This window comes from Azospirillum canadense (assembly GCF_025961225.1).
Classification (GTDB): domain Bacteria; phylum Pseudomonadota; class Alphaproteobacteria; order Azospirillales; family Azospirillaceae; genus Azospirillum; species Azospirillum canadense.
In genome coordinates this window covers 754,295-778,139 of the sequence record NZ_JAOQNG010000001.1, presented here as the reverse complement: position 1 = coordinate 778,139, position 23,845 = coordinate 754,295, and the positions used below count along the sequence as shown (strand labels likewise).

At 67.3% G+C, this 23,845-nt stretch carries 26 protein-coding genes; 20 read left to right on the top strand and 6 right to left on the bottom strand.

Features of this window, described 5'->3' with window-relative positions; all coding sequences use genetic code 11:
* Nucleotides 1–3 precede the first annotated feature (3 nt).
* From M2351_RS03700 to M2351_RS03690, 3 genes are all read left to right on the top strand, one after another.
* Complete coding sequence (locus M2351_RS03700; protein WP_264654798.1) at nucleotides 4–288, top strand: hypothetical protein; 285 nt, start codon at nucleotides 4–6, stop codon at nucleotides 286–288.
* Complete coding sequence (locus M2351_RS03695) at nucleotides 289–1,476, top strand: DegT/DnrJ/EryC1/StrS family aminotransferase (RefSeq protein ID WP_264654797.1); 1,188 nt, start codon at nucleotides 289–291, stop codon at nucleotides 1,474–1,476.
* A 178-nt stretch (nucleotides 1,477–1,654) separates the two neighbouring features.
* On the top strand, nucleotides 1,655–2,518 hold the full coding sequence (locus tag M2351_RS03690) for an SIR2 family protein (RefSeq protein WP_264654796.1): 864 nt from the start codon (nucleotides 1,655–1,657) through the stop codon (nucleotides 2,516–2,518).
* A 21-nt stretch (nucleotides 2,519–2,539) separates the two neighbouring features.
* Here the strand turns inward: M2351_RS03690 and M2351_RS03685 are convergent, their stop codons facing one another.
* From M2351_RS03685 to M2351_RS03665, 5 genes are all read right to left on the bottom strand, one after another.
* Nucleotides 2,540–3,166 carry an FMN-dependent NADH-azoreductase gene (locus M2351_RS03685; RefSeq protein ID WP_264654795.1) on the bottom strand — a complete coding sequence of 209 codons (627 nt, stop codon included), beginning with the start codon at nucleotides 3,164–3,166 and terminating at the stop codon, nucleotides 2,540–2,542.
* 162 nt (nucleotides 3,167–3,328) lie between these two features.
* Nucleotides 3,329–4,096, bottom strand: a complete 768-nt coding sequence (locus M2351_RS03680; protein ID WP_264654794.1) for a class II glutamine amidotransferase — start codon at nucleotides 4,094–4,096, stop codon at nucleotides 3,329–3,331.
* 79 nt (nucleotides 4,097–4,175) lie between these two features.
* Complete coding sequence (locus M2351_RS03675) at nucleotides 4,176–4,616, bottom strand: ArsC/Spx/MgsR family protein (RefSeq protein ID WP_264654793.1); 441 nt, start codon at nucleotides 4,614–4,616, stop codon at nucleotides 4,176–4,178.
* A gap of 3 nt (nucleotides 4,617–4,619) precedes the next feature.
* Complete coding sequence (gene draG, locus M2351_RS03670) at nucleotides 4,620–5,513, bottom strand: ADP-ribosyl-[dinitrogen reductase] hydrolase (RefSeq protein WP_264654792.1); 894 nt, start codon at nucleotides 5,511–5,513, stop codon at nucleotides 4,620–4,622.
* Nucleotides 5,514–5,541: 28 nt separating this feature from the next.
* Entirely contained in the window at nucleotides 5,542–6,435 is an 894-nt protein-coding gene (locus M2351_RS03665; protein WP_264654791.1) for an NAD(+)--dinitrogen-reductase ADP-D-ribosyltransferase, read from the bottom strand.
* A gap of 258 nt (nucleotides 6,436–6,693) precedes the next feature.
* On the opposite strand from M2351_RS03665, the gene M2351_RS03660 reads away from it, so the two are divergent.
* The 12 genes from M2351_RS03660 to M2351_RS03605 all read left to right on the top strand — a co-directional run bounded on the left by M2351_RS03660 (nucleotide 6,694) and on the right by M2351_RS03605 (nucleotide 18,225).
* Complete coding sequence (locus M2351_RS03660) at nucleotides 6,694–8,028, top strand: hypothetical protein (RefSeq protein WP_264654790.1); 1,335 nt, start codon at nucleotides 6,694–6,696, stop codon at nucleotides 8,026–8,028.
* 310 nt (nucleotides 8,029–8,338) lie between these two features.
* Nucleotides 8,339–9,226, top strand: a complete 888-nt coding sequence (gene nifH / locus M2351_RS03655; protein WP_264654789.1) for a nitrogenase iron protein — start codon at nucleotides 8,339–8,341, stop codon at nucleotides 9,224–9,226.
* Between the two features lie 142 nt (nucleotides 9,227–9,368).
* The gene (gene nifD / locus M2351_RS03650) at nucleotides 9,369–10,808 is read left to right on the top strand and encodes a nitrogenase molybdenum-iron protein alpha chain (RefSeq protein WP_264654788.1); all 1,440 of its coding nucleotides are present in this window, start codon (nucleotides 9,369–9,371) and stop codon (nucleotides 10,806–10,808) included.
* A gap of 31 nt (nucleotides 10,809–10,839) precedes the next feature.
* Complete coding sequence (gene nifK, locus M2351_RS03645) at nucleotides 10,840–12,399, top strand: nitrogenase molybdenum-iron protein subunit beta (protein WP_264654787.1); 1,560 nt, start codon at nucleotides 10,840–10,842, stop codon at nucleotides 12,397–12,399.
* Between the two features lie 192 nt (nucleotides 12,400–12,591).
* Entirely contained in the window at nucleotides 12,592–13,122 is a 531-nt protein-coding gene (locus M2351_RS03640; RefSeq protein ID WP_264654786.1) for an RrF2 family transcriptional regulator, read from the top strand.
* A 194-nt stretch (nucleotides 13,123–13,316) separates the two neighbouring features.
* Nucleotides 13,317–14,708, top strand: coding sequence for a nitrogenase iron-molybdenum cofactor biosynthesis protein NifE (gene nifE, locus M2351_RS03635; protein ID WP_264654785.1), 1,392 nt, complete (start codon nucleotides 13,317–13,319; stop codon nucleotides 14,706–14,708).
* Between the two features lie 3 nt (nucleotides 14,709–14,711).
* Entirely contained in the window at nucleotides 14,712–16,106 is a 1,395-nt protein-coding gene (gene nifN, locus M2351_RS03630) for a nitrogenase iron-molybdenum cofactor biosynthesis protein NifN (protein ID WP_264654784.1), read from the top strand.
* Between the two features lie 47 nt (nucleotides 16,107–16,153).
* Nucleotides 16,154–16,570: a nitrogen fixation protein NifX gene (gene nifX, locus M2351_RS03625; protein ID WP_264654783.1), complete on the top strand. Its 417-nt coding sequence runs from the start codon at nucleotides 16,154–16,156 to the stop codon at nucleotides 16,568–16,570.
* 4 nt (nucleotides 16,571–16,574) lie between these two features.
* Complete coding sequence (locus tag M2351_RS03620) at nucleotides 16,575–17,048, top strand: NifX-associated nitrogen fixation protein (RefSeq protein WP_264654782.1); 474 nt, start codon at nucleotides 16,575–16,577, stop codon at nucleotides 17,046–17,048.
* 10 nt (nucleotides 17,049–17,058) lie between these two features.
* Entirely contained in the window at nucleotides 17,059–17,265 is a 207-nt protein-coding gene (locus tag M2351_RS03615; protein ID WP_264654781.1) for a CCE_0567 family metalloprotein, read from the top strand.
* Nucleotides 17,266–17,313: 48 nt separating this feature from the next.
* Nucleotides 17,314–17,607: a ferredoxin III, nif-specific gene (fdxB, locus tag M2351_RS03610; protein WP_264654780.1), complete on the top strand. Its 294-nt coding sequence runs from the start codon at nucleotides 17,314–17,316 to the stop codon at nucleotides 17,605–17,607.
* Nucleotides 17,608–17,634: 27 nt separating this feature from the next.
* A complete protein-coding gene (locus M2351_RS03605; protein WP_264654779.1) occupies nucleotides 17,635–18,225 on the top strand; it encodes a nitrogen fixation protein NifQ in 591 nt (196 codons plus the stop codon).
* A 41-nt stretch (nucleotides 18,226–18,266) separates the two neighbouring features.
* Here the strand turns inward: M2351_RS03605 and M2351_RS03600 are convergent, their stop codons facing one another.
* Nucleotides 18,267–18,764 (bottom strand): hypothetical protein, encoded by a 498-nt coding sequence (locus tag M2351_RS03600; protein ID WP_264654778.1) that lies wholly within the window; start codon nucleotides 18,762–18,764, stop codon nucleotides 18,267–18,269.
* Nucleotides 18,765–19,053: 289 nt separating this feature from the next.
* On the opposite strand from M2351_RS03600, the gene M2351_RS03595 reads away from it, so the two are divergent.
* The 5 genes from M2351_RS03595 to cysE all read left to right on the top strand — a co-directional run bounded on the left by M2351_RS03595 (nucleotide 19,054) and on the right by cysE (nucleotide 23,830).
* Nucleotides 19,054–19,434: a HesB/IscA family protein gene (locus tag M2351_RS03595; RefSeq protein ID WP_264654777.1), complete on the top strand. Its 381-nt coding sequence runs from the start codon at nucleotides 19,054–19,056 to the stop codon at nucleotides 19,432–19,434.
* 47 nt (nucleotides 19,435–19,481) lie between these two features.
* Nucleotides 19,482–20,405 carry a Fe-S cluster assembly protein NifU gene (gene nifU / locus M2351_RS03590; RefSeq protein ID WP_264654776.1) on the top strand — a complete coding sequence of 308 codons (924 nt, stop codon included), beginning with the start codon at nucleotides 19,482–19,484 and terminating at the stop codon, nucleotides 20,403–20,405.
* A gap of 4 nt (nucleotides 20,406–20,409) precedes the next feature.
* Nucleotides 20,410–21,615 (top strand): cysteine desulfurase NifS, encoded by a 1,206-nt coding sequence (gene nifS / locus M2351_RS03585; RefSeq protein WP_264654775.1) that lies wholly within the window; start codon nucleotides 20,410–20,412, stop codon nucleotides 21,613–21,615.
* A 203-nt stretch (nucleotides 21,616–21,818) separates the two neighbouring features.
* Nucleotides 21,819–22,952 (top strand): homocitrate synthase, encoded by a 1,134-nt coding sequence (gene nifV / locus M2351_RS03580; protein ID WP_264654774.1) that lies wholly within the window; start codon nucleotides 21,819–21,821, stop codon nucleotides 22,950–22,952.
* A 29-nt stretch (nucleotides 22,953–22,981) separates the two neighbouring features.
* On the top strand, nucleotides 22,982–23,830 hold the full coding sequence (cysE, locus tag M2351_RS03575; RefSeq protein ID WP_264654773.1) for a serine O-acetyltransferase: 849 nt from the start codon (nucleotides 22,982–22,984) through the stop codon (nucleotides 23,828–23,830).
* Nucleotides 23,831–23,845 lie beyond the last annotated feature (15 nt).

Genomic DNA, 23,845 nt, shown 5'->3' with positions numbered 1-23,845 from the left:
GCCATGGCGATCACCCCGGACCGGATCGACGCCATCACAGCACTCGCCGGCGGCCTGTTCGCCCGGGGGACCTCGCTGGACGCCGTGGTGCGGGCGGTGCGCGAGGCGAACCCGGACCTGTCCAACGTCACCGGGGCGCACGCCGCGGTGATGGCGGAGGAGCCCTTCCGGGAGCAGCCCGGCTTCAACCTCTACCTGGTCGACGGCAACAACCATTGCTGGCTGATCACCGACAAGCCGGACAGCGCGACCGGCGTCGTGATCGCCCAAAGCGATGAGGACGATTGAATGACCGATATCGAGGACGGCATCGAGGATGAGGGTGAGCTTTCCGACTACATCCCGCTGGTCGATCCCGACATCTCGGAGGTCGAGGTGGAGGTGCTGGGCCGCGTCCTCACCTCCGGCGGGCTCAGCGACGGGCGGATGACCCAGGCCTTCGAGGACGCCTTCGCGTCCTACGTCGGCCGCGCCCACGCGGTCGCGGTGTCCAGCGGCACGCTGGGCACGTTGCTGGTGATGAAGGCGCTGGGCATCGGGCCGGGGGACGAGGTGGTCTGCTCCCCCTACGGCTGGCACCAGGTGCAGCACGCGGTCACGCTGGCCGGCGGCACGCCGGTCTTCGCGGACATCGACTACTGGCAGCACACGCTGAACCCGGAAAAGGCGGCGGCGAAGATCACGCCGCAGACCAAGGCCATCCTGGCCGGCAACGTCAACGGCCACCCCGCCCATTGGGACGAGCTGACCCGGCTGGCCAAGGACAAGGGCCTGTTCCTGATCGAGGATTCGACGGAGGCGATCGGCTCCACCTACAAGGGCCGGCTGGTCGGCAGCTTCGGCGACTGCGCGGTCTTCGACTTCTCCGAGCCCGGCGTCCTGCTGGCCGGCGAGGGCGGGATGATCGTGACCGACGACAAAGACCTCGCCCACCGCCTGCGCTACCTGCGCCGGCGCGAGGTGGAGCACCGCAACACGGTGGTCATCACCCGCAACGTCCCCTACCAAGCGGGTCTGAGCAACCTGAACGCCGCGCTCGGCCTCGTGCAGTTGAAGCGGCTTCCGGAGATCCTGGAGAAGCGCCGCCGCGTCGTCGCCTTCTACGAGGCGGCCATGGCGGCCTTCGAGGGGATCAAGCCGCCCTACAAGGGGCCGGGCGCCAACGACGTGCACCCCATGGTCTACACGGTGCACCTCGGAACGCGCTTCACGGCCAGCGGGCGCAAGGCGATCCTTGAGGACCTGGACACCCACGACATCGACGCGTCCGACTACGGCCAGGCGCTCTACAGCCAGCAATACTACCAGGAGCGCGGCGCCAGCCGGGCCGACTGCCCGGTCTGCCAGAAGACGGTGGACCGCGTCCTCGCCCTACCGCTGCACCACAAGGTGACCGAGGGCCAAGTGGCCTTCATCGTGGAAACGCTGAAGGACGCCACCGTCAACACGGGCGCCGGTGCGGCGATCTATTTGTGAAACCGGAGCGTCGTGGCGCGAATACCCCCACCCTCCCGCTTCGCGGGTCCCTCCCTCCCCCGCTTCGCAGGGGAGGGCTTGATTGGGAGCCTGCGGCAGTCCCCTCCCCCGCCCAGCGGGGGAGGGTTAGGGTGGGGGCAAGCGTGTCGACAACGCCACCCAGCCGAACAGGGTTAGCATGACCGACACCACCCTTCTCGACAGCAGCGACACCATCATCACCGACATCGCCGCCGGCCTGAAGGCCCGGCAGGTCGTGCCCTACCTCGGGCCCGGCGCCTACGCGCTGCTGCCGGAAGCCGAGTGCCCCATCCCGCGCAACTCGCTGGAGCTGGCGCAGCGGCTGAACGCCAAGGTCGCGGCCCCCGGCCGCATCCGCAGCCAGTTGACCGCCGTCGCGCAGTTCATCGAATCGCGGCGCCACCGCAAGACGCTGGACGCGATCCTCAACGAGATCTTCCGGCGCGACGCGCCGGTCACGCCGGTGCACGCATGGCTGGCCGCCCTGCCCGCCCCGCCGATGATTGTCGACGTCTGGTACGACAACGCGCTGGAAACGCTGCTGGCCGGGACCCCCCATTCCTGGGGCCAAATCCAGGGCATCTCCCACCCGCAGGGTGCCGGGGAATGGGTGAAATACTACGGCCCTGACGGGACCGAGGTCACCGCCGAGGCCGCCGCGGGCTGGGAAACCATCCTCTACAAGCCGTCGGGCAGCGCCACGCCGGCCGGAAACTACCTGATCTCCGACAGCGACTTCGTCGAGATCCTGACGGAGATCGACATCCAGACGCCGATCCCCGCCGTCGTGCAGGAACGCCGCACGGGCCGGAACTTCCTCTATCTCGGCTGCCGCTTCGATCAGGAAATCCAGCGCACCTTCGGCCGGCAGATCGCCAAGCGGTCGTCGGACAGGCACTGGGCGGTCATCGAGGGCGAGCTGTCCAAGAACGAGGCCCGCTTCCTGGAACTGCACAACATCACCCGCCTCGACCTGCCCCTGGGCAAGGCGATCCAGCGGATCGGCGCGGCGGTGGGGTGATCCCACCGCCGTCCGGGAACCTTACGCGGCGACCGGAGCGACCAGCGCCTCGATCTCGCGCTGGGCCGCGTCGATGGCCTTGGCGCGGGCCTCCGGGCCCATGCCGATGCCCTCGGCGCGGACCACCGTCACGTCGGTGACGCCCAGGAAGCCCAGCACCGTGCGCAGGTAGGACTCCTGGTGGTCCAGGCCGGCCAGCGCCGGGTTGGTCGAATACATGCCGCCGCGGGCCGAGGCGATGATCACCTTCTTGCCGCCGGCCAGACCGACCGGGCCCTTCTCGGTGTAGCGGAAGGTGCGGCCGGCCTGGGCGATGCGGTCGATCCAGGCCTTCAGCTGGGTCGGGATGGTGAAGTTGTACATCGGGGCGCCGATCACCACGACGTCGGCGGCCAGGAACTCGTCCACCAGCGCGTCGGTCAGCACCAGCTCCTCGTTCTGGCGGGCGGTCAGGCTCTCCAGGTTGCGGAACTTCACGACCTGCATCAGCTCGCCGGTCAGGTGGTCCGGCGGGGCGACGGTCAGGTCGCGGCGGACAACCTCGACACCGGACTCGGCGCCGCGGAAGGCCTCGACGATGGAGGCGGTCAGCTGGCGGGTGACGGAGGCGTCGCCCAGCGGGCTGGAATCGATGTGCAGAAGCTTCATGATCAGGTCCATGGTCGTTGGAAGCGGAGCCGCCGGTTGGACGCCCGTCCGGGGCGGCTGCGTCGCCTCGTGATGTCTCGACCTGGACCATACGCCCGTCGCGCCAATCGATTGAGAGCCGTCTCCGCCAATCACTGTTTCGCGGTGACGAACAATCGCCGGTCAGCGGACCTGGATCCCTCCACGGAACACGACCATCTCGCCCGCCTTCATGACGGTCCAGTCCTCGTCCCGGGTCAGGGGGCGGGTCGCCACGACGGTGACGACGTCCTTCGGCGTGGTCTCCTTCGCGAAGTCCACGCTCATGTCCTCGTCGATCAGGGTCGCTGGGCCGAAGGGGGCCTTTCGGGTCAGCCAGGCGAGGTTGGTGGCGCAGTGGCACCACAGGTGCCGCCCATCGCTGAGCAGCATGTTGAACACGCCGAGCTGGCCGAGGTCGGACGCGAGATCCCGCACCAGCCGCATCAGCGCCGCCGGGTTCTTCGGCGGGGCCGGGTAATGCATGCGGATCTGGTCGAGCAACCAGCAGAAGGCGTGCTCGCTGTCGGTCGACCCCACGGGTTCATAAAAGGTCAGCGTCCGGTCCTTGATCCCCTTAAGCTGGCCGTTGTGGGCGAAGGCCCAGACCCGCCCCCACAGCTCCCGCGTGAAGGGGTGTGTGTTCTCCAGCGCCACCTTGCCACGGTTGGCCCGGCGGATGTGCGAGATGACCGAGCAGGACTTGATGGAATAGCTGCTGACCAGCCGCGCGATCTCCGACTCGCAGCTCGGCGCCGGGTCGTGAAAGGTGCGGCAGCCCTTGCCCTCGTAGAAGGCGATGCCCCAGCCGTCGCGGTGCGGACCGGTCTGCCCGCCGCGGCGCATCAGGCCGCGAAAGCTGAAGCAGATGTCCGTGGGCACGTTGGCGCTCATGCCCAGCAACTCGCACATGGGTCGGCCCCCATCCAGGAAATGCAGTGTCAGGTTTTCGACACGTCGGGGCAAACCTACGACACACAGGAGGGTTCCGTCACCCTTTTGCGGGCGCAGGACAGGGCGGCATGTCGGGACGCGCGCAGCCTTCCAGTTTGCCCTCCGGCGCACTGGCGGCAAGCCCGATCCAGGCGTCCACCCGTTCCGCCTCGAAGCCGCAGTCGCGGCGGTCGCCCACCTGCATCAGCGGACGGCGGAACAGCAGCGGAGTCTTGATCATCACGGCCAGCGCCGCGGCCTCGTCCAGCGCGTCCGGATCGACCTCCCCGGCCTTTACCGCGGGAGCGGAGCGGTTGAACCACTCCGCCACCGGCCGGTCGCCGAAGAAGGGGCGCAAGGTCGCGGCCGTCCAGGGCTCGGACAAAAGGTCGCGGGCCTGGACGGTGTGGCCGGCCTCGGCCAGCAGTTTCTTTTGGCGCGCGTTGCCGGCGCAGCCGGGCTTTTCGAAGAAGATCACGTCGTATGATTGGGCGGCCATGGATCACCCCTTGCGAAGCGCCGGGGCGCGGGCGAGCAGCCCGTCCACCTGGGCGCAGATTTCGTCGTAGACCTCGCGGTCGAGCTTGCGCAGCCAGCGCGGCGGGATGTTCTCAACCCCATAGGTCGCGCCGGCCAGCATGCCGGCGATGGCGCCGGTGGTGTCGGCGTCGCCGCCCTGGTTCACCGTCTCGACGACGCAGGATTCCACCGAATCGGTCTGGAAGTAGTAGTGCATCACCGTCTGCATCGTGTCGACGATGAAGGCGGTCGACAGCCCGCGGTAGGGCTGGAACTTGAATTGGCGGTGCTTCGCGACGAGCTTGTTGCTCTCGTCGCGCACGTCCAGCACGCCGCCGCCCATCACCAGCCGCCGCACCATGTGGCCCAGCGCCAGCGTGGCGGAGTCGGACAGGGCGTTGCAGTGGGTGATGTGCGCCTGCTCCAGCGTCCAGCGTTCGAAGGCCTCGTCGTCGCCCAGCGTCGCCAGCGCCACCGGCAGGTTGCGCATCGCCGCCCCGTTGCCGCCGTGATACTCGTTGTCCGGTTCTGACAGGGTTCCGTGCATGATGAAGCGGCGGATGCCACGCCGTGTCGTGTCCCCGACATCGACCGGAATGCCCTTCAGCCAGACGACGAACTCCTCCGCCGCGCGCCGGGCGTCCCACTCCGGGCCGGAGAGGATGGCGCGGCCGAGGTGCAGCGACATCTCCGTGTCGTCGGTCACGGCCCCGACCGGCAGCTTCAGCCAGCCGCCGCCCTTGATGTGCTTGTGCACGCCGTATTGGTGGGCGATCTCGCCCTTTGTCAGGAACTCGACGGTTGCGCCCAGCGCGTCGCCGCAGGCAAGCCCGAGGTAGGCTCCCAGCGCGCGCGAGCGAGTGGAATGTTGGGTCATGGGCCGGATTCAGTCCCGCGATCGGTTGTCAGAGAAGCGACACCCCCACCCTGTAGTCCCCGCCGACCACCAAATATTCCCCCTCGCCCTTGAAAGGATAGCGCGGCAGAATGTCGCGAAAGAAGACGACCTTGGTGAGCGGAACCCAGGTTTCCAGGATGTAGTCGCCGAACTGGCCGGCGATGTCGCGCTCGATAGAAAAGGAGCAGAGATTGTTGAGACGGAGCACCGCCGTGCGCTTGTCGGGACGCGCGACGATGTGGTGTTCCTCGAAATTGTTCACGCCGCGGTACAGCCGGATGTGGCTGGCGCGCGACGGCATGGGCGCGTCGGGCCAGCCGCGGCGCATCCACCACTGGCAATACTCGTACATCAGGTCGAGTTGCAGGTGGATGTTGTTGTTGTGGAAGCGGGTGGAGAGCTTCTCCTCGCCATAGGTCCGCCAGGCGTCGGACGCGAAGCGCAGGATCGGTTCCTTGTGGTAGGTGGGCAGCAGGCCGAAGCGGCTTTCCACCCAGCCCTTCAGCACCGCGCCCTCCGAATTGTTGCTGTCGAACATCCAGCCCTTCAGCAGGCGCAGGTAGCTGGCGCGGTAGCGCCGCTTGCCGTCCGCCCCCTCGGCGCCCGAGAAGTCGGGGTTCAGGCCGAAGGTGAAGGCCATGTAGTGCTGGAAGATGTCGGCGGCGATCAGGCTGTTGGGGCTCTCGTCCAGCGCCTCGAACAGCACGGCGTGCTCGTTCCGCGTGGCGGCGATGCGCAGGCGGCGCGGCGCGTCGTTGAAATCCTCGCTGCACAGCGCCTCGGCCGCGACGTTCAGCAGGTTGGTGCGGTGCGCCCGCAGCGCGAGCGGCGAATCCGCATCGACCAACCGCCCGTTCGCGTCCCGGCTGCCGCCCCCCACGCTCACCGCCCCGTCCGCCATTCGAACCCCAAAGCCTTACTTTTCGAATGGATACTCCGAATGGAGGCGTCCGCCAAGGGCCGGCGTTGACCGTGCATCGCAGTCGCGGCGCGCACGACGTTTCGAAAGTCGAAACAACTCAAAAACTCTTTCAAGTATATTCCGAGTTAACCCTGTCATCCGAAAAATATCCGTTTGATTGGATGGCCCCGGCACACCATAGTTCAAGGGGTCGTTTCCAAGACACCGCAAGACGACACCGCAAGACGAGGCTGTAGCATGTGGCCGATGAAGCGGCAGGACAAGGAGGCGCGCAACCGTGTGGCGGCCCCGACGCTTGCGCTTCCGCCCGCCGCGGCACCGGAACGAAGCGCCCACCGCCCCGGCGCTCCGCGCTCGGCGCAGCCTCCCGCCCCAACCCCGTTGCGCGGCGTGCGGGAGGCCCGCGACGCGGTGACGCTGGCCCGCCTGCTGCGCGGCACCATCACGCCGATGCGCGCCGACGAGGTCCTGGCCCTGCTGGAACCGCACCGCCCCCGCCTCGTGCCCAAGCCGCTGAACCCGCTGGCGACCATGATCGGCCAGCCGCAGGGCCGCCTGCTGGAAGCGCTGCTGCGCCCGACCGCGCCGATCGTTCTGGACGTCCTGCTGCCCCGCCTGCGCGACCATCTGATCGACCGGCTGGTTGACGGAAAGGTGTCGGCGGAGGATGCCCTACCCAGCGCCCTGGACGTAGCGGCGGCGATGAAGTCCCTGGTCACGCTGCTGCGCGGCGCCGGGCGCGGCTCCATGGTTGCTGTGGTCGCGGCGCTGGAGGCCGACGCCCGCGCCGACGCCGACCGGCTGGTCCGCGCTGCGCCGGAGTCCGAGCCCGGCGACCCCAGCAGCAACATCGACGCGCTGGCCCACGCGCTGCTGCGCTTCGAAACGCGGCGACTGGTGCTGGAGACGCTGGGCTCCACCACCGCGCTGAAGGACATCGTTTATCAATCCCGCCGGCTGACCCGCTTCGCCCTGCGCCGCGCAACCGATGGTGTGGAGGGCTTCGTCGCCGACCGCGGCATCAAGGCGCTGCACGCCAGCCTCGCCACCTTGGACTCGGTGGACGGTCTGGTCGTGGTGGTGCTGCGCAACCTGGACGACCAGGAGGAGAGCCGCGAGGAGGCCAGCCCCTTCGTCGAGCCGGCCGACCGCAAGGCGCTGAACGACTATCTGTCGGCCGCGTGGCGGCTTTCCGACACCTTGTTCGAGCTTGTCGGAAAAGCCGCCAACGGCGGAGAGCTTGGCGACCTGCTGTTCGAGGCGCTGCTGCGCCAGCTGGGCGCGCTGCACCAGTTCTGCACCCGCATCGACCACGCAGGGCGGCCAGCCACGCTCGACACGCTGGAGCAGCGGCTGGTCGAGCGCACCAACGCACTGGCCCGCTTGGCCGGCGAACGGCTGATCGAAACCATCCTCGCCCGCCCCTGCGATCTCGCCAAGGCGCGCCGCCTGCTCGCCCGCAGCCAGTCGCTGACCCAGCTCCTCTACGACATGGGCCACGAGGAGGAGTTGGAGGAGTTGGCCATGCGCCTCGTCGTCGCGCGCGAGGCGCTGAAGCACGGCGCCGCCTGACGCCCCGTCCATGACGACGATGTTGGGTTCCGGCTGCGCCCGCACCCAACCCACGGCCCTGCACTTCTCATAAAGTCCATTGCAAGAGACCCGACAAAAAATACGGTTTTGTCGGGGATTGTCGGGTATGTCACAGGGGCGACAATGGGGACCACAATCGTCCGCAATCTCTTTTTCTGTTGTTTTTCAATGTCTTGAGAAATACCCGCAATCTGGCACGGGGCATGCAAATACAGGGTCGAAGCGGCCGCGGGCTGGCCGCCACGAGATTACGGACACCCTGTAGACCCAAGCAAAGGAGTGACCCCCCATGGCTCTGCGCCAGATTGCGTTCTACGGTAAGGGCGGTATCGGCAAGTCGACCACCTCCCAGAACACCCTCGCCGCTCTCGTCGAGATGGGTCAGAAGATCCTGATCGTCGGCTGCGACCCGAAGGCTGACTCGACCCGCCTGATCCTGCACGCCAAGGCTCAGGACACCGTGCTGCACCTGGCCGCCGAAGCCGGTTCGGTCGAGGACCTGGAGCTCGAGGACGTTCTGAAGATCGGCTACAAGGGCATCAAGTGCGTCGAGTCCGGCGGTCCGGAGCCGGGGGTCGGCTGTGCCGGCCGCGGCGTCATCACCTCGATCAACTTCCTGGAAGAGAACGGCGCCTACGAAGACGTGGACTATGTGTCCTACGACGTGCTCGGCGACGTGGTCTGCGGCGGCTTCGCGATGCCGATCCGCGAGAACAAGGCCCAGGAAATCTACATCGTCATGTCCGGTGAGATGATGGCGCTCTACGCCGCCAACAACATCGCCAAGGGCATCCTGAAGTACGCCCACAGCGGCGGCGTGCGCCTGGGCGGCCTGATCTGCAACGAGCGCCAGACCGACAAGGAGCTGGACCTGGCCGAGGCTCTGGCCAAGCGCCTGGGCTCGCAGCTGATCCACTTCGTGCCGCGCGACAACATCGTGCAGCACGCCGAGCTGCGCCGCATGACGGTGATCGAGTACGCGCCGGAGAGCAAGCAGGCCGAAGAGTACCGCCAGTTGGCCAGCAAGGTCCATGCGAACAAGGGCAACGGCACGATCCCGACCCCGATCACCATGGAAGAGCTGGAAGAGATGCTGATGGACTTCGGCATCATGAAGACCGAGGAGCAGCAGCTCGCCGAGCTGGCCGCCAAGGAAGCCGCCAAGGCCGGCGCCTGATACCTGCGTCCCATCGGGGCAAAGGTCTGAACTGGCCCCCTCCCCAGCCCACCTCCCGCAGGCCGCGTGGGGGTGGGAGAGAGGGGGCTCGGTCCCGCGCTGAAGTGGCGCGGATCATGAGAGCATGCAGGAGACTGGCACCATGAGCCTGTCCGTGAACGAAGGCATCGACGTCAAGGGTCTCGTCGACAAGGTCCTCGAAGCTTATCCCGAAAAGTCGCGCAAGCGCCGCGCCAAGCACCTCAACGTGCTGGAGGCCGAGGCCAAGGATTGCGGCGTCAAGTCGAACATCAAGTCGATCCCCGGCGTGATGACCATCCGCGGTTGCGCCTACGCCGGTTCGAAGGGCGTGGTGTGGGGTCCGATCAAGGACATGATCCACATCTCCCACGGCCCGGTCGGCTGCGGCTATTACTCCTGGTCCGGCCGCCGCAACTACTACGTCGGCGATACCGGCGTGGACAGCTGGGGCACGATGCACTTCACCTCCGACTTCCAGGAGAAGGACATCGTTTTCGGCGGCGACAAGAAGCTGCACAAGGTGATCGAGGAGATCAACGAGCTGTTCCCGCTCGTGAACGGCATCTCCATCCAGTCGGAATGCCCGATCGGCCTGATCGGCGACGACATCGAGGCGGTCGCCCGCGCCAAGTCGGCGGAAATCGGCAAGCCGATCATCCCCGTGCGCTGCGAAGGCTTCCGCGGCGTGTCTCAGTCGCTGGGCCACCACATCGCCAACGACACCATCCGCGACTGGATCTTCGAGAAGACCGAGCCGAAGGAAGGCTTCGTCTCCACCCCGTACGACGTCACCATCATCGGTGACTACAACATCGGTGGCGACGCCTGGGCCAGCCGTATCCTGCTGGAAGAGATCGGCCTGCGCGTGGTTGCCCAGTGGTCGGGCGACGGCACGCTCGCCGAGCTGGAAAACACCCCGAAGGCCAAGGTGAACCTCATCCACTGCTACCGCTCGATGAACTACATCGCGCGCCACATGGAAGAGAAGTTCGGCATTCCTTGGATGGAATACAACTTCTTCGGCCCGTCGCAGATCGCCGAATCCCTGCGCAAGATCGCCGCTCTCTTCGACGACAAGATCAAGGAGAACGCGGAGAAGGTCATCGCCAGGTACCAGCCGATGGTCGACGCCGTCATTGCCAAGTACAAGCCGCGGCTTGAGGGCAAGAAGGTCATGATCTACGTCGGCGGCCTGCGTCCGCGCCACGTGGTCGACGCCTACCATGACCTGGGCATGGAGATCGTCGGCACGGGTTACGAGTTCGCCCACAACGACGACTATCAGCGCACGCCGCACTACGTGAAGGAAGGCACGCTGATCTACGACGACGTCACCGCGTTCGAGCTGGAGAAGTTCGTCGAGGCGATCCGTCCGGACCTCGTCGCGTCGGGCATCAAGGAAAAGTACGTCTTCCAGAAGATGGGCCTGCCCTTCCGCCAGATGCACAGCTGGGATTACTCCGGCCCGTACCACGGCTACGACGGCTTCGCCATCTTCGCCCGCGACATGGACTTGGCGATCAACAACCCCGTCTGGGGCATCATGAAGGCTCCGTTCTGATCACGGCCTCTGGAAGATAGGAGTATTGACGATGTCCGACACCGTTTCCCAGAGCGCCGACAAGGTTCTCGACCACTTCACGCTGTTCCGCCAGCCGGAATACAAGGAGATGTTCGAGCGCAAGAAGGCGGAGTTCGAGTACGGCCACTCCGACGAGGAGGTCGCCCGGGTTTCCGAGTGGACCAAGTCGGAAGAGTACAAGGAAAAGAACTTCGCCCGTGAGGCGGTCGTCATCAACCCGACGAAGGCCTGCCAGCCGATCGGCGCGATGTTCGCGGCCCAGGGCTTCGAGGGCACCCTGCCCTTCGTCCACGGCTCGCAGGGCTGCGTCGCCTACTACCGCACGCACCTGACCCGCCACTTCAAGGAGCCGAACTCCGCGGTCTCCTCGTCGATGACGGAAGACGCGGCGGTGTTCGGCGGCCTGAACAACATGATCGACGGCCTGGCGAACGCCTACGAGCTGTACAAGCCGAAGATGATCGCCGTGCTGACCACCTGCATGGCCGAAGTCATCGGCGACGACCTGCAGGGCTTCATCGCCAACGCGAAGGGCAAGGACAGCGTCCCGCAGGACTTCCCGGTCCCGTTCGCGCACACCCCGGCCTTCGTCGGCAGCCACATCGTCGGCTACGACAACATGATCAAGGGCGTCCTCACGCACTTCTGGGGCACGTCGGAGAACTACGACACCCCGAAGAACGCGTCGATCAACCTGATCCCGGGCTTCGACGGCTATGCGGTCGGCAACAACCGCGAGCTGAAGCGCATCGCCGGCCTGTTCGGCATCGACATGACCATCCTGTCGGACGTGTCGGACAACTTCGACACCCCGATGGACGGCGAGTACCGCATGTATGACGGCGGCACGACGCTGGAGGCCACCAAGGAGGCCGTCCACGCCAAGGCCACCATCTCCATGCAGGAATACTGCACCCCGCAGTCGCTGCAGTTCATCAAGGAGAAGGGCCAGGACGTCGCCAAGTTCAACTACCCGATGGGTGTTGCGGCGACCGACGAGCTGCTCCTGAAGCTGTCGGAGCTGTCGGGCAAGCCGGTCCCGGCCGAGCTGAAGCTGGAGCGCGGCCGCCTGGTCGACGCCATCGGCGACAGCCACACCCACCTGCACGGCAAGCGCTTCGCCGTGTACGGCGACCCGGACTTCTGCCTGGGCATGTCCAAGTTCCTGCTGGAGCTGGGCGCCGAGCCGGTGCACATCCTGTCCACCTCCGGCTCCAAGAAGTGGGAGAAGCAGGTCCAGAAGCTGCTCGACTCCTCGCCGTTCGGCAAGTCCGGCAAGGCCTACGGCGGCAAGGACCTCTGGCACCTGCGCTCGCTGATCTTCACGGACAAGGTGGACTACATCATCGGCAACAGCTACGGCAAGTATCTGGAGCGCGACACCAAGGTTCCGCTGATCCGCCTGACCTACCCGATCTTCGACCGCCACCACCACCACCGTTACCCGACCTGGGGCTACCAGGGCGCGCTCAACGTGCTGGTGCGCATCCTGGACCGGATCTTCGAGGACATCGACGCCAACACCAACATCGTTGGCCAAACCGACTACTCGTTCGACCTGATCCGCTGATCGCGGGGGTTCTTCCCGGATCAAAGGTTCCCGGTTGGGTCGGGGTCTCCATCCCCCCGCCCCAACCGCTTCCCCGGAAAGCCGGAGTTCGTCGCAAGACGGGCTCCGGCTTTTCGTCTTTGCGCTGCTGAACTCCGACTTATATAGTCTGTGTTGTTGAACCCGCCGCTACGGCACACCGCACCGCGCGTCATGGCACACATCACCGCAAGCGTCGAATACGCGATCCACTGCCTGCTCTGGCTGGTCTCCTCGGGCGACACGCCGCTCAGCAGCCGCGACCTTGCGGAGTTGCAGGGCGTCTCCCCCTCCTTCCTCGCCAAGATCTTCCCCAAGCTGGAGAAGGCGGGAATCGTCGCGGCCAGCGAAGGGGTGCGCGGCGGCTACCGGCTCGCCAAGCCAGCCGATGCGATCACCTTCCTGGACGTCGTCGACGCCATCGAAGGCGACAAGCCGTTGTTCGACTGCCAGGAAATCCGCGGCCGCTGCGCGGTATTCGGCGAAAGGCCGCCGTCCTGGGCGACCTCCGGCGTCTGCGCCGTCCATGGGGTGATGCTGACTGCCGAGAAGGCGATGCGCGAAGCACTGGCGCAGGAGACGCTGGGCGGCGTCGGCCAGCGCTTCGGCCGGAAGGCCCCGGCCGAGTTCAATGACGCGGTGCGCAGCTGGATGGACGACCGGCTCGGCGCCCGCTCCCCCGGCCGGACGCCGCGCTCCTCCTGACCCCCGGGCGGACCGCGGGCCCCCGAAACCAAAATGCCCGTGTCCGACACCCGACAAATTCCTTCGATTGTCAGCTATCGCACAGCGCCCGCCGACTGGACAATCCAATCCGATCAACGCGCTAACCCGATGGCACGAGCCCTGCATATGACCGCTCCACACGCGCCGATGTCGGCCATGGGCAGGAGAAGGTCATGCTCCAGGAAAAGCTCCAGGACGTCTTCAACGAGCCGGGTTGTGCCACCAACCAAGCCAAGTCCGACAAGGAACGGAAGAAGGGCTGCTCCAAGGCCCTGAAGCCGGGCGCCGCGGCCGGCGGCTGCGCCTACGACGGCGCGATGATCGTGCTGCAACCGATCGCCGACGCCGCCCACCTCGTGCACGGACCGATTGCCTGCCTCGGCAACAGCTGGGACAGCCGCGGGACCAAGTCCTCCGGCTCGCAGCTCTACCGCACGGGCTTCACCACCGACCTGTCCGAACTCGACATCGTCCACGGCGGCGAGAAGAAGCTGTACCGCGCCATCCGTGAGGTCGTGCAGCAGTACGACCCGCCGGCGGTCTTCGTCTACCAGACCTGCGTGCCGGCGATGATCGGCGACGACATCGAGGCGGTCTGCAAGTTCGCCGCGAAGAAGCTGGGCAAGCCGGTCATCCCGGTGATGGCGCCGGGCTTCGTCGGGTCGAAGAACCTCGGCAACAAGATGGCCGGCGAGGCTCTGCTCGACCACGTCATCGGCACGGTGGAGCCGGAGGTGACGACCCCGACCGACATCTGCATCGTCGGCGAATACAACCTCGCCGGCGAGCTTTGGCTGGTGAAGCCGCTGCTGGACGAGATCGGCATCCGCATCCTGTCCTGCATCTCCGGCGACGGCCGCTACAACGAGGTGGCCCAGGCGCACCGCGCGCGGCTGACCATGGTCGTCTGCTCCCAGGCGCTGGTGAACATCGGCCGCAAGATGCAGGAACGCTGGGGCATCCCCTACTTCGAGGGCTCCTTCTACGGCGTGTCGGACATGTCGGACACGCTGCGCACCATGGCCCGCATGCTGGTGGAGCGCGGTGCCGACAAGGCCATCCTCGACCGCACCGAGGGCGTCATCGCCCGCGAGGAAAGCCGCGTTTGGCGGCGGCTGGAACCCTACAAGCCGCGTTTCGACGGCAAGCGCGTCCTGCTGTTCACCGGCGGCGTAAAGAGCTGGTCGATGGTCACCGCCCTGGAAGGCGCCGGCCTGACCATCGCCGGCACCTCCACGAAGAAGTCCACGAAGGAGGACAAGGAGCGCATCAAGAAGATGAAGGGGGAGGAGTTCCACCAGTGGGACGACCTGAAGCCCCGCGACATCTACAAGATGCTGAAGGACAGCGAGGCCGACATCATGATGTCCGGCGGCCGGTCGCAGTTCATCGCGCTGAAGGCCAAGGTTCCGTGGCTCGACCTGAACCAGGAACGCCACCACGCCTACGCGGGCTACGACGGCATCGTCAACCTGTGCGAGGAGATCGACAAGACGCTGTCCAACCCGATCTGGCGGCAGGTGCGCCTACCCGCCCCCTGGGACGGCAAGCCGGGGGAGGCGTAAGCCATGGGCACTCTCCAGCGCTTTCCCCACTCCGCCAAGGCGGCCTCCACCAACCCGCTGAAAATGAGCCAGCCTTTGGGCGCTGCGCTCGCCTACCTCGGCGTCGACCGCTGCATGCCTCTGTTCCACGGGAGCCAAGGCTGCACCGCCTTCGGGCTGGTCCTGCTGGTCCGCCATTTCCGCGAGGCGATCCCGCTCCAGACCACCGCCATGGACCAGGTGTCCACCATCCTCGGCGGCTACGACAACCTGGAGCAGGCGATCCGCACCATCGCGGAGCGCAACAAGCCCGCCCTGATCGGCGTCGCCACCACCGGCGTCACCGAGACCAAGGGCGAGGACATGGGCGGCCAGTACAACAGCTTCCGCCAGCGCAACCCAATGCTGGCCGACCTGAAACTGGTGTTCGCCAACACGCCGGACTTCGCCGGCGGCTTCGAGGACGGCTTCTCCGCCGCCGTGACCGGCATCGTGGAGGAAGTGGTCCAGCCCGCCGCCGCGACGGTGAAGGGCCAAGTCAACGTGCTGGCCGGCTGCCACCTGTCGCCCGGCGACGTGGAGGAGCTGCGCGACGTCATCGAGAGCTTCGGCCTGACGCCGATCTTCCTGCCCGACCTGTCGCTGTCCATGTCCGGCCGCCAGCCCGACGACTTCACCGCCACCTCGCTCGGCGGTGTGACGGTGGAGCAAATCGCCGCCATGGGCGCGTCGGAAGCGACGCTGGTGATCGGCGAGCACATGAAGGTCGCCGCCGCGGCGCTGGAGCTGAAGACGGACGTCCGCTCCATCTTCTTCGACCGGCTGACCGGGCTGGAGGCGTCGGACCGGCTGGTCAGGACGCTGTCGGACCTGTCCGGCCGCCCGGTGCCGGCGCGGCTGCGCCGCCAGCGCGAGACGCTGGTGGACGCCATGCTGGACGGGCACTTCTTCTTCAGCCGCAAGCGCATCGCCGTGGCGCTGGAGCCGGACCTGCTCTACGCCGTCACCAGCTTCCTCGCCGACCTGGGCGCGGAGGTGATCGCCGCGGTGTCGCCCACCCAGGCCGCGGTGCTGGAAAAGCTGCGCGCCGCGACGGTCATGGTCGGCGACCATTCCGATGTAGAGACGCTGGCCCGCGAGGCCGACCTGATCGTGTCGAACTCGCACGGCCGCATGGGGGCGGCGCGCATCGGCGTGCCGCTGCACCGCATGGGACTGCCCATGTTCGACCGGCTGAGCGCCGGCCTGAAGGTGTCCGTCGGCTACCGCGGCAGCCGCGAGCTTCTGTGCGAGATCGGCAACCTGTTCCTGTCCCGCGAGATGGACCACGACGAGCATGGGCCTGCGGCTGAAGACCATGACGGGCATGACAAGGGCCATCACTGCGGGGGCGGATCATGCGGATGCAGCGCCGGCTGAGTTTGGTGGACACGGCCGACCCCGGCCGGCCCCGAAAAGGAGGATTCATGAAGGTCGCTTTCTGCACCCAGGACATGCAGCACGTCGATGCGCATTTCGGATGGGCCAAGAACATCGTGGTCTACGAGGTGGACAAGGCCGGCCACCGGATGGTGGAAACCCTCCAGTTCGGCGGCTCGATGTTCGAGGACGGCAACGAGGACAAGCTGCTGCCGAAGCTGGAGGCGCTGGCCGACGTCGCGATCGTCTACCTGTCGGCCATTGGCGCCTCGGCCGCCGCGCGCGTCGTTGCCAAGAAGATCCACCCCGTGAAGGTGGAGGCCACCGAAAGCATCCCCGCCCTGCTCGACCGGCTGGTCGAGACCATCAACGGCAACCCGCCGCCCTGGCTGCGCAAGGCGCTGAACGCCGGCCAGACCGCCGAGGAACGTTTCGGTGAATTCGCGTTCGACGAGGAGGATTGAAACCATGACGGATACCGCGACCGCCGCCCCCGCCGCCGAGACGGATCTCGCCCAGGAGTTCCTGAAGGTCCTGGTCATGCTGTTCCGCGCCGAGGACAGCTACGGTGCCTGGGAAGGCAAGGGCGATGAGCAGCTCCTCGCCCCCTTCATCCTGGACAAGGAAGCCCGCGCCGCCATCCCGATCATGGGCGACCCGGACCCCGACACGCTGTGGCGGCTGGAGCTTTTCTACAAGGCCGTGGGCATCACGGTGGAGAAGCGGACCGGCCTGATCGCCTCCCCTATCATGAAGATGAGTCACGAGGGCTTCGGCCGCATGGTGCTGACCACTGGCCGCCTCGTGGTGGTGTCGAAGCACCTGCGCGACGTGCACCGCTTCGGCTTCCCGTCGGTGGAGAAGCTGTCCGCCGACGGCGCGAAGATCGTCGGCGAGGCGGTCGCGCTGATCAAGAAATTCCCTGAAGTCGCCGATCTGTGAGGATTCGGACATGGCTGACATCGATGCCTTGAAGGACGAGGTCAAGAAGCTCAACGCCCGGGCCACGCAGAAGAAGATGGACCTGCACGACCTGTCGGAAGAGCTGCCGCAGAATTGGCAGTCCATTCTGCAAGTCGCCCAGGAAACGTACGACTCCTACAAGACCTTGACCGAGAAACGCGCCGAGCTGAAGGCGCTGGAAAAAGCTTCCGCGTAAAGAAAACCCTCCCTTTCAACAACAATCGCATTGCATCAGGAGCAGACGATGGCTGAGTTCGTGACCGGCACCACCCGCGGCGGCACCGCCTGGACGCCGAAATTCGTGGAAGGCATCGACCAGAAGATGTGCATCGGCTGTGGCCGTTGCTTCAAGGTGTGCGGTCGCGACGTGCTGGAGCTGATCGGCATAACCGAGGACGGCGACATCGTCGACGCCTTCGACGACGAGGCCGAGAAGAAGGTCATGAGCGTCAAGAACGCCGGCAACTGCATCGGCTGCGAGAGCTGCGGCAAGGTCTGCTCCAAAAGCTGCATCTCCCACCTTCCCCAGGCGGCCTGACGTCTTGTCCCGCCCCCGGAGGACGCCATGGGCATCCTGCATTCCGCCCCGCCGGGGGCGGGCGACACCGCCGCACTCTACCGCTGGTTGACCGACCGGCAGGGCCGGCGCAACGTCTTCGACGGGCACCTGTTCGCCTGCATCTTGGCCCGCCGCTGGCCGGGCGGGTCCGGCGCGCTCGGCCTGTCGGACGTCGCCTTCACACGCCTTCTCGAACGCTATTTTCCCGGCGCGCTCCAGGACGGCCTGCCGGTCGTGGAAGCGTCGCCCGCCCGTCTGCCCGCGCATCTGCACGCTGAGTTCCGCGAGCTTGCCGAGCTGCTGCTCTCCCACCGGTCACAGGGCACCGATGAGGAGGTCTGGCTGGCCGCGATAATCGCGCGCGCCGCGCTGGACAGCGCCGAGCTGTGGCAGGATCTGGGGCTCAACGGCCCACGCCATCTCGCCGCGGTGATCGAGCGCCATTTCGATCCGCTGGCCGTGCTGAACGCCACCGGCACGCGGTGGAAGACCTTCCTCTACCGCTTCCTGTGCGCCCGCGACGGCCTGATCCCCTGCGGCGCCCCCGTCTGCCGCGCCTGCGGCGCCGAAGCGGTGTGCTTCGGGGCGGGTGATTAGAGCGCCAGGGTGGGGCCAGCGCGACTACGCCCCCTATCTCCTCACTCCCCCTCCACACCCTTCGCCAGCGCGGCGATGACGCCATAGCCGACCTGGTCCAGCGGGTCGATCTCCGCCAGTTTGTCGAGGATCGCCCGCGCGTCGGCCAGCCGGTCGCGGCGCAGGTTGATGAAGGCCAGCGCCTTCAGTGTGAACAGGACGAAGCGCTGCGGCCCCTCCGCCGTCCACGCCGTGCTGTCGGCGGCCAAGGTCCGCCAGTCGCCGGAAAAGCCGCCCTCGCGCGCCGCGGCCTCCAGCCCGATCTGCGCGACCCGCTCCGCGTCGGCAAAGCGCTTGCGGTTGAAGTAGTACTTGTACAGCGCGTAGTAGACCAGCAGCACCCGCGGGCCCAGCCGGTGCGCCTCCCACAGCAGCTCCTCGCAACGCTCCGGGACCCCGCGGGCCTTCACGGCCGCCTGGAGGCGCTCGTCGATGTGCTCCGGCACGTCACCGAAAGCCATGCGCCCGTCGGGAATACGCAACTCGATCGGCCGGTCCATCGCCGCCCCTTCCGTTGTTGTCCGTTTCGTTCGCCCGACCGAAGATCCTATATGGGGCCTTGTATGGGGCTGCACCGGCCCAAGCGAAAGCCCCCACTTCCATTGTGCGTCTTTTCGTCGCGGGTGTCGCAAACCCGACATGGCCCCGATCCGACAATTGTCGGGAACGCGCCAGGATGCCGCACCTGACAATCGCGCAAAATCAATCACTTACGAGTTGGCACGCCGCTTGCCTATTCCAAGCCAGGATCGGTCGGCAAGCCCGACGGAGCATGTGGAGGCGGCGGACATGGTGACCCTGACGGATGCGGCGGTGAACACCCTGGAGCGCGTTCTGGCGAAGTCCGGCGGTGCGGCGGCGGGGCTGCGCATCGCGGTGGCCGACGGCGGCTGCGCCGGCATGAAGTACCAGATGGGCCTGGAGGCCGAGGCCGGCGAGGACGACGCCGTCCTGACCTTCGGCCCGGTGACGATCTTCGTGGACTCCAACAGCCAGCCCTTCCTCGACGGCGTGGTGGTCGATTTCGTGGAGGGGGTCGAGGGCTCCGGCTTCAAGTTCGACAACCCGAACGCGGCGAGCACCTGCGGCTGCGGCAAGTCCTTCTCGGCAGGGCCGGGCGGCAGCTGCTCCTCGGCGTCGCCGTCGTCGGGCTGCGGCACCACGCACTAACACCGAACACTCTCCCCAACCCGGTCACGCGGGAAAGGCAAGGCGTCATGTGGAACTACACCGACAAGGTCAAGGAACACTTCTTCAACCCGAAGAACGCCGGCGCGCTGGATGAGGCGAACGCCGTGGGCGAGGTCGGGTCGATCACCTGCGGCGACGCCCTGAAGCTGATGATGAAGGTGAACCCCGACACCCAGGTGATCGAGGAGGCAAAGTTCCAGACCTTCGGCTGCGGCTCGGCCATCGCGTCGTCGTCGGCGCTGACGGAGATGATCATCGGCAAGACGGTGGACGAGGCGCTGGTCGTCACGAACCGCGACATCGCCGAATATCTGGGCGGCCTGCCGCCGGAGAAGATGCACTGCTCCGTCATGGGGGCGGAGGCCCTGCGCGCCGCCATCGCCAACTACAAGGGCGAGGCCTGGGTCGACGACCATGAGGAAGGCGAGCTGGTCTGTAAGTGCTTCGGCATCGACGCGGCGATGATCGAGCGCGCGGTGACCGTCAACAGCCTGACCACACTGGAAGAGGTCACCCACTACACCAAGGCCGGCGGATCCTGCCAGACCTGCCACGAGAAGATCGAGGAGGTGCTGGAGGCCGTGCTCGCCAAGACCGGCGCGCTGGACAAGCCGAAGGCGCACCCGCCGGGCACCGTGGGCCTGGACGCCATCAAGCCGCTGGCCCCGAAGGCCGAGGCCCCGGCCGCGCCGGCCAAGCTGACCAACGTGCAGCGCATGCAGAAGATCATGGTCGCCATCGAGGAACTGCGCCCGCAGATCCAGCGCGACGGAGGCGACGTGGAGCTGGTGGACATCGACGGCAAGGACATCTACGTCCGCCTGACCGGCGCCTGCTCCGGCTGTTCGCAGTCGGCCGGCACCATGATGGGCGTGCAAGCCAAGCTGGTCGAGGCGCTGGGCGAGTTCGTCCGCGTCAAGCCCGCCTCCCTCCTGCCGGCGGGGGCCTAAGCCAATGACTGAGCAAGGCATTTACCTCGACAACAACGCCACGACCCGCGTCGATCCGGAAGTCCTGGCGGAGATGCTGCCCCTCTTCACGGAGCATTTCGGCAACCCGTCCTCCATGCACGGCTTCGGCGCCGCGGTCGGCGGCAAGATCGAATGGGCGCGCAAGCAGGTGCAGGCGCTGCTGGGCGCCGCCCACGACAGCGAGATCGTCTTCACCTCCGGCGGCACGGAAAGCGACAACACCGCGATCCTGTCGGCGCTGGAGGCCTACCCGAAGAAGCGCAGCATCGTGACCAGCGTGGTGGAGCACCCCGCCGTCCTGGCGCTCTGCGACTATCTGGAGAAGAAGCGCGGCTACACCGTCCACCGCATCGGCGTGGACGGCCAGGGCAACCTGGACATGGGCGCCTACAAGGCCGCGCTGGGTCCGGACGTCGCCATCGTCTCCATCATGTGGGCGAACAACGAGACCGGGACGATCTTCCCGATCGAGGAGTTGGCGACGCTCGCCAAGGCGGCCGGCGCGGTGTTCCACACCGACGCGGTGCAGGCAGTCGGCAAGATCCCGATGAAGCTCGCCGACAGCGCGGTCGACATGCTGTCGCTGTCCGGCCACAAGCTGCACGCGCCCAAGGGCATCGGCGCGCTCTACGTGAAGCGCGGCCTGCGCTTCCGCCCGATGCTGCGCGGCGGCCACCAGGAGCGTTCGCGCCGCGCCGGCACGGAGAACGCGCCGGGCATCGTGGGGCTGGGGGCGGCGGCGCAGCTGGCGCTGCTGCACATGAACGACGAGAACACGCGGGTGAAAGCCCTGCGCGACAGGCTGGAAAAGGCCATTCTGGCTGCGGTGCCGGCCTGCTTCGTCACCGGCAACCCGGCCAACCGCCTGCCCAACACCTGCAACATCGCCTTCGAGTACATCGAGGGCGAGGCCATCCTGCTGCTGCTGAACGAGGCGGGGATCGCGGCCTCCTCCGGTTCCGCCTGCACGTCGGGCTCGCTGGAGCCCAGCCACGTGATGCGGGCCATGGGCGTGCCCTACACCGCGGCGCATGGCGCCACGCGCTTCTCCCTGTCGCGCGAGACGACCGAGGCGGAGATTGACCACGTGATCGCGGTCGTCCCCGGCATCATCGCCAAGCTGCGCTCCCTGTCGCCCTACTGGTCGCAGGGCGGTGCGACCAAGGAGTTCGCGCCCGTCTACTCGTAACACCGAGATCGCAGGCCGGGCCGGGCCCACGCCCCGGCAACCCGCCCGACGACACCCGCCGGGACGTGGTTCCCCGGCCCGGTCTGCGACCAATTCCGGCTGCGTTGCCCCCACCCTAACCCTCCCCCGCTGGGCGGGGGAGGGAGGGACCCGCGAAGCGGGAGGGTGGGGGCAACCGCCGCACCAGATAAGGATCCAGCACCATGCCGATGGGCGGTTCCGCCATCATCAACGATACGACGTTGCGCGACGGCGAACAGACGGCGGGCGTGGCCTTCACGCTCGACGAGAAGATCGCCATCGCCCGCGCGCTCGATCAGGCCGGCGTGCCGGAACTGGAGATCGGCATCCCGGCCATGGGCGAGGAGGAGCGCGAGGGCATCCGCGCCGTCGCCTCCCTCGGCCTGAAGGCGCGGCTGATGGTCTGGTGCCGCATGCACGACACCGACCTGAAGGCGGCGCTGGACTGCAACGTGGGCTTCGTCAACCTGTCGATGCCCGTCTCCGACATCCACATCACCAAGAAGCTGAAGCGCAGCCGCGCCTGGGCGCTCGCCGAGATCGAGCGCAAGGTCAAACAGGCCCGCGACCATGGCTTCGAGGTCAGCCTGGGCGGCGAGGACTCCTCGCGCGCCGACATGGACTTCGTGGTCGCCGCGGCGACCGTGGCGCAACAGGCCGGCGCCCGCCGCTTCCGCTTCGCCGACACGCTGGGCGTGCTCGACCCCTTCCAGACGCGCGCCTGCATCGAACGGCTGCGCCGGGCCACCGACCTGGAGATCGAGATTCACGCCCACGACGACCTGGGCCTCGCCAACGCCAACTCGCTGGCCGCCGTGCTGGGTGGGGCGACGCACGTCAACACCACCGTCAACGGGCTGGGCGAGCGCGCCGGCAACGCCCCGCTGGAGGAGGTGGTGATGTCGCTGAAGGTGCTCTACGGCATCGACACCGGCGTCGGCACGCGGATGCTGGGTCCCATCTCCGACCTTGTGGAGCGTGCGTCGAACCGGCCGGTGGCGGTCAACAAGTCCATCGTCGGCGACGCGGTCTTCACGCACGAGGCCGGCATCCATGTGGACGGGCTGCTGCGCGACCGCGCCACCTACCAGAATTTCGACCCCGCCGAGGTCGGCCGCGAGCACCGCATCGTGCTGGGCAAGCATTCCGGCACCGCGGCGATGAAGATGGCTTACGGGCAGCTTGGCCTCGCCTGCGACGATCTGCTGGCGCAGGCGGTGCTGCCGCGGGTCCGCGCGCTCGCCACCCGCGCCAAGCGGGCGCCGACACCGGACGAACTGCTCGCCTTCCACCGCGACGCCGCCACCCGGCGCTAGAGCTGGTGCTGGATCTTATGGAGGACCCGATGGCCGCCATCGACGCGCATGCGGACCTGCCCACCGCGACCGACACAGGTCTTTGGCATCTGCTGCGCGAGGACGTGGCCTGCGTCTTCGACCGCGACCCGGCCGCGCGCAACGTGCTGGACGTGCTGACCTGCTATCCGGGCATCCACGCGCTGGCCATGCACCGGGTCGCCAACGCCGCGTGGCGCCGCGGCTTCCGCTGGCCGGCGCGGTTCCTGTCCTACTTGGCGCGCGCGCTGACCAACATCGACATCCATCCCGGCGCCACCATCGGCCACCGCTTCTTCATCGACCACGGCGCCGGCGTGGTGATCGGCGAGACGGCGGAGGTCGGCGACGACGTCACGCTCTATCACGGGGTGACACTGGGCGGCACCTCTTGGACCAAGGGCAAGCGCCACCCGACGCTGGGCGATGGCGTGCTGGTCGGCTCCGGCGCCAAGATCCTGGGGCCGATCACCGTGGGGGCCGGCTGCCGCGTCGGCGCCAACTCGGTGGTCACCAAGGACGTGCCGGACGGCATGACGGTCGTCGGCATTCCGGGGCGCGTGGTGCGGGCGGAGACGCAGCGCCACCTCGCCGCGCACGGCATCGACCTCGACCACCACCTGATGCCGGACCCCGTCGGCAAGGCCATCGCCTGCCTGATCGACCACATCAACCGCATCGAGGCCCGGCTGGAGGCGCACACGACGGAGGAGGCCGCGCGCCTCACCCCGCTGTCCGAGGCCACCCTGGAGGGAATCGCCTGCCATTCCTGCGGCAACCTGTGCGACCAGGAAAGCTGCGGCGCGCCCATGCCGGCCGGTCCGGACGCCACGCCCCGCGCCGACCACTACGTGATCTGAACCAGAGGGAACCCG

Bases quoted from the DNA above. Each gene is read 5' to 3' on its own strand.
- M2351_RS03700 (WP_264654798.1), top strand. From the start codon at position 4: ATGGCGATCACCCCGGACCGGATCGACGCCATCACAGCACTCGCCGGC.
- M2351_RS03695 (WP_264654797.1), top strand. From the start codon at position 289: ATGACCGATATCGAGGACGGCATCGAGGATGAGGGTGAGCTTTCCGAC.
- M2351_RS03690 (WP_264654796.1), top strand. From the start codon at position 1,655: ATGACCGACACCACCCTTCTCGACAGCAGCGACACCATCATCACCGAC.
- M2351_RS03685 (WP_264654795.1), bottom strand. From the start codon at position 3,166: ATGAAGCTTCTGCACATCGATTCCAGCCCGCTGGGCGACGCCTCCGTC.
- M2351_RS03680 (WP_264654794.1), bottom strand. From the start codon at position 4,096: ATGTGCGAGTTGCTGGGCATGAGCGCCAACGTGCCCACGGACATCTGC.
- M2351_RS03675 (WP_264654793.1), bottom strand. From the start codon at position 4,616: ATGGCCGCCCAATCATACGACGTGATCTTCTTCGAAAAGCCCGGCTGC.
- draG (WP_264654792.1), bottom strand. From the start codon at position 5,513: ATGACCCAACATTCCACTCGCTCGCGCGCGCTGGGAGCCTACCTCGGG.
- M2351_RS03665 (WP_264654791.1), bottom strand. From the start codon at position 6,435: ATGGCGGACGGGGCGGTGAGCGTGGGGGGCGGCAGCCGGGACGCGAAC.
- M2351_RS03660 (WP_264654790.1), top strand. From the start codon at position 6,694: ATGTGGCCGATGAAGCGGCAGGACAAGGAGGCGCGCAACCGTGTGGCG.
- nifH (WP_264654789.1), top strand. From the start codon at position 8,339: ATGGCTCTGCGCCAGATTGCGTTCTACGGTAAGGGCGGTATCGGCAAG.
- nifD (WP_264654788.1), top strand. From the start codon at position 9,369: ATGAGCCTGTCCGTGAACGAAGGCATCGACGTCAAGGGTCTCGTCGAC.
- nifK (WP_264654787.1), top strand. From the start codon at position 10,840: ATGTCCGACACCGTTTCCCAGAGCGCCGACAAGGTTCTCGACCACTTC.
- M2351_RS03640 (WP_264654786.1), top strand. From the start codon at position 12,592: ATGGCACACATCACCGCAAGCGTCGAATACGCGATCCACTGCCTGCTC.
- nifE (WP_264654785.1), top strand. From the start codon at position 13,317: ATGCTCCAGGAAAAGCTCCAGGACGTCTTCAACGAGCCGGGTTGTGCC.
- nifN (WP_264654784.1), top strand. From the start codon at position 14,712: ATGGGCACTCTCCAGCGCTTTCCCCACTCCGCCAAGGCGGCCTCCACC.
- nifX (WP_264654783.1), top strand. From the start codon at position 16,154: ATGAAGGTCGCTTTCTGCACCCAGGACATGCAGCACGTCGATGCGCAT.
- M2351_RS03620 (WP_264654782.1), top strand. From the start codon at position 16,575: ATGACGGATACCGCGACCGCCGCCCCCGCCGCCGAGACGGATCTCGCC.
- M2351_RS03615 (WP_264654781.1), top strand. From the start codon at position 17,059: ATGGCTGACATCGATGCCTTGAAGGACGAGGTCAAGAAGCTCAACGCC.
- fdxB (WP_264654780.1), top strand. From the start codon at position 17,314: ATGGCTGAGTTCGTGACCGGCACCACCCGCGGCGGCACCGCCTGGACG.
- M2351_RS03605 (WP_264654779.1), top strand. From the start codon at position 17,635: ATGGGCATCCTGCATTCCGCCCCGCCGGGGGCGGGCGACACCGCCGCA.
- M2351_RS03600 (WP_264654778.1), bottom strand. From the start codon at position 18,764: ATGGACCGGCCGATCGAGTTGCGTATTCCCGACGGGCGCATGGCTTTC.
- M2351_RS03595 (WP_264654777.1), top strand. From the start codon at position 19,054: ATGGTGACCCTGACGGATGCGGCGGTGAACACCCTGGAGCGCGTTCTG.
- nifU (WP_264654776.1), top strand. From the start codon at position 19,482: ATGTGGAACTACACCGACAAGGTCAAGGAACACTTCTTCAACCCGAAG.
- nifS (WP_264654775.1), top strand. From the start codon at position 20,410: ATGACTGAGCAAGGCATTTACCTCGACAACAACGCCACGACCCGCGTC.
- nifV (WP_264654774.1), top strand. From the start codon at position 21,819: ATGCCGATGGGCGGTTCCGCCATCATCAACGATACGACGTTGCGCGAC.
- cysE (WP_264654773.1), top strand. From the start codon at position 22,982: ATGGCCGCCATCGACGCGCATGCGGACCTGCCCACCGCGACCGACACA.